Raw genomic sequence first — 8990 nt, 5'->3', positions numbered from 1 at the left:
GCTTCATAACCGGTGTACGAGAGCATCAACGACGATTACTGAAATTGTTGGGCCAGTTATACGAAGCGGTTTATTCCTAAATTAGGTGCGGAAACTCGGATTCATTTCTATTACCAACAAGCGCTCTATCATAAAATTCGGATTTCTCCGATGATTTGCTTTTAAAGTTTTTTGCCAGAACATCTTTTATTTCATGAAACGGCAGAGGGTCTCCCTCTTTGGTAAAGCAACTTGACAAACTTACCAAAGAAGTCCCTAAGTTTGAATGCCAATATAGGTGTTCACGCTCATCATGCGGAGGGCTAACCGGGATGGGATATTGATTATCTAAGATAGAGTCAGCAAATTGATTGAAATAAACAGCACACGCACGTAAGTAGTCCTGCCCATCCTGAAGGCTTACAGATCTGTCCTCGTTTACTGCATTAGACTGCCGGCTACGTTGTTTCGGTATAAGAGCAAGAATCTCATTGTTCGATAGCTGAAATGCCCACTGGATAAAGCTTCGCGCAGTATTTAAGCGTTTTAAAATTGACGATGGTTTTAGAGATGAATGACCACTCACACGCCCCCTTTGGTCAAGTATGTTTTGATAGCGTTTATACTCGCTTACCAACCCATCTAATGTGGTTGGCTTCAAGCCTCCGTCAAAGTCACAAAAGGAAAAGAAGTACCGCAAGCTATGCAGGTTTTGCCGAAGCGTTTCATCGCGCCATCCTTTGTTAAATGCGGTATACAAATAGTTTCGTAGCCACCCTACTCTTTCTGACGATAAAGATTTGGTATTAACCGAGCTGGGAATATAGTGTTTACCACTCAGGTAGCGCTCTGAATCCAGGGCGCGATCCAGATAACACACTCTGCCAATATCCACTTTAAATTGCATACCATCTGACCGGATTCCTCTTATCACTACCGTTTGAGGAGCATACACTTGGGGCAACTTCTTAGGGGTAATTTCAATTAAAGGGCGACTGGCGATAGAGTTACTCATAATCGTAACCACACATCATCTCGCCAAAAGCTTCTTGTATGTCATAAAACTCGGAAAGCTCGGAGTCGAAGTTGAGGTACCCTTCAGTCGTTTTAAAATTGCTGTGATTTAAACGCTGCCTAACATGATCAAAGATTTTTGAATCAGGATAACCGTTTGCTCTCATAGATCTCACGATATTCATACCCATCGTCGCCCTGAGATCATGAAAAGTGAAGACTTTAAAGTCTGGTTCGGTTTTCTGGATGCGAGAAATAAACCGACCCAACTCATTCCTGAGAGACTGACCGTTCTTAGGCACCATCATAGGCGCTTTAATATTCCAGGCCGCGTTAGGATCCTGGCGATCCAGTATCTCCCGTTGAGCTGTATAGTAAGGATTTCCATCTCGGGTTAAAAATACATAGTTATCGTCTGTATCACCATAAAAACTATTATCAAGAAGTCTGCGGTCTTCTGCACGCTCACAGTCGATATAGGCCATCAAATCATGAATTATCTCACGCCTAAAAATCAGCCTATTTAATCTGCTACCCTTCGTATCAGCCTTGTAGCGCTGACCTCCATTTATAACAACATGAGTCATCGACGGAGTAGCTTCTAATTCACTATAAGCTTTCTTGATACAGCCGATACTTAATGTACATACGGTTTGCTGCCTAGCTCCTGTTTCAAGTGCGACTCGAATCATTAATTCCAATTCTATCGAGGCGTAATTTTTTCTAAATCCATCAAAAATAATCTTCTGCTCTCCCGGGGTTAAAGGACGCAAACTCCCCCCGTCTCTTAGTTTCCCTAGTGGAGAGTTTTGATGTCTGCTGCTCTTGATCCTAAGGTCATTCGTAATGACCTGAGTACTTCGAACTAAACCTACCCGATTGGTGATCATTATCGACTTTCTTATCGGGGTGAATGGCTTATTTTCTAAACTCTCTTCCGGCACCAGAGATTCATACCGGATGTTTTTATAGAAGTGAGCAACCGTAGAAAGTACGTTATTAATGCTTTCGGCACTAAAATCGTGGTTATCCAAAACTTGACTCATGAACACCCTGAATTTTTGTGGTGCACGTTCGTAGTAAAGTTTAGGAAGATCTAGAAAATGCTGCCCTGTGTCTTCTAGGTACTGGAGATAGTACTTTAAGTGAGTTGCTCTTGCTGTGAGCGTTCTCATATTAGAAAGGCTTGGCTTTTCTAACTGGCCCAACAGATAGGCATTGCCAATATCCCAGGGTAGTCCATTTGATTGAAGGATGACTGGCATCTTTGGAAAATAACCACTGCCTTCTATGTGGGAAAAGCGATATTCATATTCGTCTACCGCGTCCCCCTCTTTCCACATCAATCGCCCCTTATGGAAGTGGCTTAAATGGATAACTCTCGCTGTTGATTCAAAAAGATCATTGAGGGTGGCTTTCATACCTATTGAATCCCCTTAGGATGTACATCATACGAACATGAGGTTCTTAGTATGTCAACCTTTAAAGAGATGCGTGGATTTCGTGTAGCGCTGAGGCAAAAAAACCACGCGCAAAGATCACGCGGTGATGCGGGTGATTTGAATTCGCCGGCAGATAAATAGGCTCATCGCCGCCCAGTAACAGCTCGGTGTTAAAAGTCGCGAGAAAGGTTTGGTTAAACAGTTGAATTAAATCGTGATAGTTATGAGTCATAGGGGAAAGTTACAAACATGCCCCGCCAACGAATGACGGGGGGAGCGTCAACAAATAACAAGATACATGAAGCGTGTGTGAATTGGCGGGCCGGCTTTTAACGGCCAACTTGCCCACGATGACGGAGCAAATGGTCCATCAGTACGATTGCCACCATGGCTTCGGCAATCGGCACCGCACGGATCCCCACACAAGGATCATGACGGCCTCGGGTCACCACATCGGCAGCGTCACCATGAACATCAATACTCTTACCCGGCACGGTGATGCTAGATGTGGGCTTTAATGCCAAGTGCGCGACCAGTGGCTGTCCTGAAGAGATACCGCCAAGAATGCCTCCCGCATGGTTCGAGGCAAACCCGTCCGGGTGGATTTCATCACGATGCTCACTGCCACGCTGATTCACTACATCAAACCCATCTCCGATTTCGACCCCTTTCACCGCGTTAATCCCCATCAATGCATGGGCAATATCGGCATCTAAACGGTCAAACACCGGCTCGCCAAGGCCGACAGGAAGGTTTTCTGCCACCACGGTGAGCTTGGCACCGATTGAATCTCCGTCTTTTTTCAGTTGACGGATCAGCGCATCCAATTCCTCAAGTTTATTCACATCTGGGCAAAAGAAAGGGTTTTGCTCAACTTGCGCCCAGTCGACGGTATCGATGGTGACCTCGCCCATTTGCGCCAGATAAGCGCGCACTTGAATGCCGTGCTCTTGCGCAAGGTACTTTTTAGCCACCGCACCGGCTGCCACGCGCATGGCTGTCTCACGCGCCGACGAACGACCGCCGCCACGATAATCACGGACGCCATATTTATGGTGATAGGTGAAATCAGCATGGCCTGGACGAAACACATCTTTGATTTTGGAATAATCTTTTGAGCGTTGATCCGTGTTTTCAATCATCAACCCAATCGATGTACCGGTGGTTTGGCCCTCAAACACACCAGAGAGAATTTTGACCGCATCGGGCTCACGGCGCTGCGTGGTGTACTTAGACGTGCCCGGCCGGCGACGATCCAGATCCTGTTGCATGTCTGCTTCCGTCAGCGCTAACCCCGGTGGGCAGCCATCAATAATAGCGCCCAACGCCACGCCATGACTTTCTCCAAAGGTGGTGACGCGAAAAATTTGTCCAATCGTATTGCCTGCCATGCCTTCCTCTGTTTGCCTGATGGGCATTGTTGTGTTTTTGCATACTTTGTTAGCAATTAACCATAAAGCAACCAAAGACGCAAAAAAATCCGCTGACTCGCCCCCTAAATAGAAAAAAGCCAGCACAAGGGCTGGCTAAGTAACACGAGCAAAGGCACGCATTAATCGCGATAAAGGGCAAATTCATCGGCACAGGCGACTAAATCGCGACGCGTAATCATAAAGACACCATGGCCTCCCTGCTCGAATTCAAGCCAATGCAAGGGCAAATGACCATACTGCTCTTGCATATGCACCATGGAGTTGCCCACTTCACAGATCAACACACCGTCTTCGCTAAGATAATCCGGCGCATTGGCAAGCATTCGACGCACCAACTTCAATCCATCCGTCCCCGCGGCGAGGCCCAGCTCTGGCTCATGACGGAACTCATCCGGTAAGTCGTCCATGTCTTCTGCATCGACATAAGGCGGGTTGCTCACAATTAAATCGTATTTGTCTTGTGGCACTTCTTTAAGCAAATCGGAACGGATTGGGATCACTTGCTCTTCCAAGCCGTGATCCTGAATATTGATTTCGGCAACATCGAGCGCATCGGTGGAAATATCAACCGCGTCTATCTCGGCATTGGGGAAGGCGTAAGCACAGGCAATCGCGATACAGCCACTGCCGGTACACAGATCCATTATTCGGTTCGGTGCATGCGGCAAAATACCGGCAAACTCTTGTTGGATGAGCTCACCTATCGGAGAGCGAGGCACCAATACCCGTTCGTCGACAAAGAACTCTAAACCACAGAAATAGGCCTTATTGGTCAAATACGCGACCGGCGTTTTATCGTTAATACGCGCAATCACACGCTCAACAATACGATGCTTTTCACTGGTTGTTAGGCGAGAAAAACGGGTTTCAGACGGGACATCAATAGGAAGATATAAGGTCGGGAGTACCAGCTGAACCGCTTCATCCCAAGCATTGTCAGTGCCATGGCCGTAAAATAACCCTGCCGCATTGAAACGACTGACTGTCCAGCGCAGCATGTCTTGCAGCGTATGTAACTCACTGACCACTTCTTCAGTAAAAATCGTATCCACATTGGCCTCCATCGGCTTCATGCAATTTGGGGTCGCCCTTTGACGCTAGGTCAGTACAATAAGCAGCATTTTGAGCTGGCTGATTGTACAATGAGCCTATTACCTCGGAGACAGTTTTTTTATGAGCAAAAAACCATCGATGACGGAAGAGGAGTTAGCACTATTCCGTGATGCCGTCAAAGGCGCAAAAAAGTTGGAGCAGGATACCATAAACCCGCCACAACGCCAGATGAGCAAACCACGTAAACAACGCCAGTTTGAGCGGCAAAGTAGCGACCATGCCTTTTATTTCTCCGATCAGTTTGAGCCACTTTTAACGGAGTCAGGGCCCATGCACTATGCGCGGCAAGACGTCTCTAAGTACGAAGTCAAACGGCTTCGTCGTGGCGTCTATGTGCCCGATATCTATTTAGATTTACATGGCATGACCCAAACCGAGGCAAAGCGAGAGCTCGGGGCGATGCTCGCCGAGTGCGTCAAAGAGGGGACCGGCTGTGCCAGCGTGATGCACGGTATTGGTAAAGGCATCCTCAAAGAAAAAATCCCCCTCTGGCTCGCCCAGCATCCCAGCGTGATGGCGTTTCATCAAGCGCCACGCGAGTTTGGTGGCGATGCTGCCCTCTTGGTATTAATCGAAGTGCCTGAGCGTTAGCGTCCGAGCTGACGTGGCGACATCAGGGTAGCCAGTGACGCCTGTTGCGTCGCTGTGTCAACGTCAATGATCGCCATTGCCGAGGTGGCAAACATTGGCGGTTGGCCCTCTTTTATCCATTCATTGGTCAAGTAGCCAACCAGCGGTAAATGTGAGATCAACAAAATCACACCGGGATTATCTACCTCTATCATCGCGCTTAGATACGTATGGACCTGATCGCTGTTTCCATACGGCGTAATACCCTCTTCAGTGAGTACTTCGCCAGCGGCAGGCAATAGAGGCGCACATGCTTGCCATGTCTGTTGCGCGCGTAAATACGGACTGACGAGTACTTTATCAATGGCCTGCCCGTTAAGCTGCTGCTGGAGCCAGGTTGCCATTTGTTGGCTTTGTTGCTCGCCATGCGCGGTCAATCCGCGTTCACTATCACTGGCCGCGAAAGCTTGTGCTTCGCCATGACGCATTATGATCAATTTCATCGCGTTAATACCCACACTTCTATACTGAGATTTGCTGCATGCTACCAAGGTAAAACACCAAAGACCAAATAAGTGGTTTGCGACTCTGGTCAGTGGTAGTCATACTTAACCTTAACTTATTTACTTTAAAAGTGAGTTGCTTGTGTACGTCAGCCCAAACGACAACAAACACTACCGTTATATCACGCTGCCTAATGCATTGCGTGTTTTACTGATCAACGATCCACAGGCGCATCGCAGCGCCGCGGCCTTGTCGGTCAATGTGGGACACTTTCATGATCCGGTAGACCGACAAGGGCTCGCTCACTTTCTCGAGCACATGCTATTTTTAGGCACTGAGTCTTACCCAGTGATTGGCGATTTTCAGCGATTTATCAGCCAACATGGTGGCCATAACAACGCCTGGACGGGGACAGAAAATACCACCTTCTTTTTCGATATTCGTCCCAATCAGTTCGCCCCCGCCTTAGATCGCTTCAGCGCTTTCTTTATTTCACCGCGTTTCGACGCAGATGCCGTGGATAAAGAACGTCAATCAGTTGACGCTGAATATCGCATGAAGCTCAATGATGATGTGCGACGTATCTATCAAGTTCACAAAGAAACCATTAATCCTCAGCATCCGTTCGCCAAATTCTCCGTCGGTAGTGTAGAAACATTGGCTGACCGTCCGGATCAATCAGTGCGCGATGATTTGATCGCATTTTATCACGCCAATTACAGCGCGAATTTGATGACGGTTGCGCTCACCGGACCACAATCGCTCGATGACCTTGAGGCGCTGGCCCAGCAATATTTTGCCGCGATTGCTAATCATGATTATCCCGTGCTTACCGTTGACGCACCGCTAGTGACCAAGGCCGAGCGCCATCAATGGGTCACCATTGCGCCGCTTAAAGAGGTGCGCAAACTCACCCTCGCTTTCTCCGTGCCAGAAAGCCCTGATCAATATCGTACCAAGCCTTTATCTTACATTGCCCATCTGCTCGGTTATGAAGGCCCGGGTAGCCTGATGTCATTATTAAAAAATAAAGGCTATATCAACACACTCTCAGCAGGCGGCGGGATCAGTGGGCGAGACTTTCGCGAGTTTACACTTGGCTTTGCGCTCACCGAATTGGGCTTAAGCCACATCGACGATATCATCACCCATGTTTTTGAAGCGATCGCATTGATTCGACAGAACGGTGTCCAAGCTTGGCGCTATCAGGAAAAGCGGCAAGTGCAAGAGTTAGCTTTTCACTATCAAGACGCACTTCGCCCTATTGATACCGTGAGTCAGTTGGTCATGAATATGCACCATTACGCACCGGCCGATCTCTTGTATGGAGATTATATGATGGCCGGCTTCGATCACACTCAAATTCAAACCATGTTGCAGCATATGAGCGTCGATAACGTTCGAGTGATGCTGGTGGCAAAAGGCTTTAGCCATGATCAGCAAGCAGAATGGTATCAAACGCCTTATTCCATCAAACGGTTTTCTGCTAAGCAAATCGCACAATGGAAAACAGACTCGATATCGCCAGCGCTCGCCCTACCGGATCCAAACCCCTATATTGCCGATGCACTGCACCCGCTCCCCGTTGAGCCCGACCAAAGTGACACCCCGCACTTAATCGAGACGTTGCCAGGCTTTCGTCTCTGGCATGGCCAAGAGCCACACTTCCGCGTGCCGAAAGGGCATGTCTATATTGCCATTGATAGCCCACATGCGGTCGCGACGGTTAAAAATATTGTCATGACCCGGCTTAGCGTTGAGATGTTATTAGAAGCATTGAATGAGCAAGCGTATCAGGCCGAAATTGCGGGCATGAATTACAATTTGTATGCGCACCAAGGCGGCGTGACCTTAACCCTCAGTGGCTTTAACGATAAGCAACCTTTATTACTCAAGCTGATTTTACAGCGATTTTCTCAGCGCAGTTTTAATCCCGAACGCTTTGAAACGATTAAAGCGCAGCTAAAACGAAGCTGGGAAAATGCCGAGAAAAATAAACCACTCAGTCAGCTTTACAACAGTATGACCGGCTTATTGCAACCCAATAACCCACCATATCATGCCCTTTTAAGTGCATTAGAGACGGTGACATTGCGCGATCTACCTGAGTTTGTCGAGGCCATGCTCGCCACCCTCCATGTCGATATGTTTGTCTATGGCAATTGGCACCTTAACCATACGCAAGCACTGGCCAACACCGTTAAAGATGCGCTACGCGTAGAAGGGCAAGCCTATCAAGAATCGGTGCGACCGCTGACCTTGCTCGACGGTGTGGGCACCGTCAGTTATGAGCGCACTCTTGGACACGCAGAGTCCGCGCTCTTGGTGTATTATCAAAGCGCATCTACCGACCCGGAGGCGGTGGCGACCTATACCCTCGCGAACCATCTCATGTCGTCCGCTTTTTTTAACGAATTACGGACTAAACAACAACTTGGTTATATGGTTGGCGCGAACAATTTACCCCTCAATCGTCACCCTGGATTGATTTTTTACGTGCAATCGCCGTTGGCAGGCCCTGAGTTATTAATGGGGGCGATTGACGATTTTTTGAATGCGTTTTTTATGGTGCTCTTGGAGATGAGCGAATCGCGTTGGCAGAGCAGCAAACAGAGCCTACTCGCCCAGGTGCGAGAGCCAGATAACAATTTACGCGCGCGCGCGCAACGTTACTGGATCAGTATTGGCAACAAAGATTATCACTATCAACGTCGCGAGCAAGTGGCCGACGCCATGGCTGAGCTCACACGCGCTGATATGGTACGCTTTGTGGTCAATACCTTAAAACCAAGAACCGCCGATAGACTTGTGATGCACAGCTGTGGCATTGACCACCAAGACGATGCCACCTTAGACGGCGCTCACCCTATTACCGATATTGAGGCTTTCCGTGCACAGTGTCGGCGCAGTGAAGACTAACCTACCGTTAAAATAT

Annotated in this window: 7 protein-coding genes and 1 pseudogene; 2 read left to right on the top strand and 6 right to left on the bottom strand. The window is 48.2% G+C overall.

Annotated elements, in window-relative coordinates:
* Window positions 1-76: 76 nt before the first annotated feature.
* The 5 genes and pseudogenes from BZJ21_RS03560 to prmB form a co-directional block, all read right to left on the bottom strand.
* Complete coding sequence (locus BZJ21_RS03560) at window positions 77-994, bottom strand: hypothetical protein (RefSeq protein ID WP_077669136.1); 918 nt, start codon at window positions 992-994, stop codon at window positions 77-79.
* Window positions 987-2414 carry a site-specific integrase gene (locus tag BZJ21_RS03555; RefSeq protein ID WP_077669135.1) on the bottom strand — a complete coding sequence of 476 codons (1428 nt, stop codon included), beginning with the start codon at window positions 2412-2414 and terminating at the stop codon, window positions 987-989. The genes BZJ21_RS03560 and BZJ21_RS03555 overlap by 8 nt, the downstream gene beginning before the upstream one ends.
* A gap of 76 nt (window positions 2415-2490) precedes the next feature.
* Window positions 2491-2667: pseudogene (locus BZJ21_RS03550) on the bottom strand (elongation factor P hydroxylase); the annotation flags it as partial.
* A gap of 97 nt (window positions 2668-2764) precedes the next feature.
* Window positions 2765-3826, bottom strand: coding sequence for a chorismate synthase (aroC, locus tag BZJ21_RS03545; protein WP_021023103.1), 1062 nt, complete (start codon window positions 3824-3826; stop codon window positions 2765-2767).
* A gap of 161 nt (window positions 3827-3987) precedes the next feature.
* Complete coding sequence (gene prmB / locus BZJ21_RS03540; protein ID WP_077660688.1) at window positions 3988-4920, bottom strand: 50S ribosomal protein L3 N(5)-glutamine methyltransferase; 933 nt, start codon at window positions 4918-4920, stop codon at window positions 3988-3990.
* A gap of 121 nt (window positions 4921-5041) precedes the next feature.
* Here prmB and smrB point away from each other — a divergent pair, with 121 nt between their 5' ends.
* The gene (gene smrB, locus BZJ21_RS03535; RefSeq protein ID WP_021023101.1) at window positions 5042-5572 is read left to right on the top strand and encodes an endonuclease SmrB; all 531 of its coding nucleotides are present in this window, start codon (window positions 5042-5044) and stop codon (window positions 5570-5572) included.
* On the opposite strand, the gene sixA is transcribed toward smrB, so the two are convergent.
* Window positions 5569-6054: a phosphohistidine phosphatase SixA gene (gene sixA / locus BZJ21_RS03530; protein ID WP_077646327.1), complete on the bottom strand. Its 486-nt coding sequence runs from the start codon at window positions 6052-6054 to the stop codon at window positions 5569-5571. The genes smrB and sixA overlap by 4 nt on opposite strands.
* Before the next feature lie 142 nt (window positions 6055-6196).
* Here sixA and BZJ21_RS03525 point away from each other — a divergent pair, with 142 nt between their 5' ends.
* Window positions 6197-8974, top strand: coding sequence for an insulinase family protein (locus BZJ21_RS03525; RefSeq protein WP_174566333.1), 2778 nt, complete (start codon window positions 6197-6199; stop codon window positions 8972-8974).
* The last annotated feature ends 16 nt before the right edge of the window (window positions 8975-8990 follow it).

It is taken from the genome of Salinivibrio costicola subsp. alcaliphilus (assembly GCF_001996185.1).
GTDB lineage: Bacteria > Pseudomonadota > Gammaproteobacteria > Enterobacterales > Vibrionaceae > Salinivibrio > Salinivibrio costicola.
This window is presented reverse-complemented; position numbering and strand designations above follow the sequence as displayed.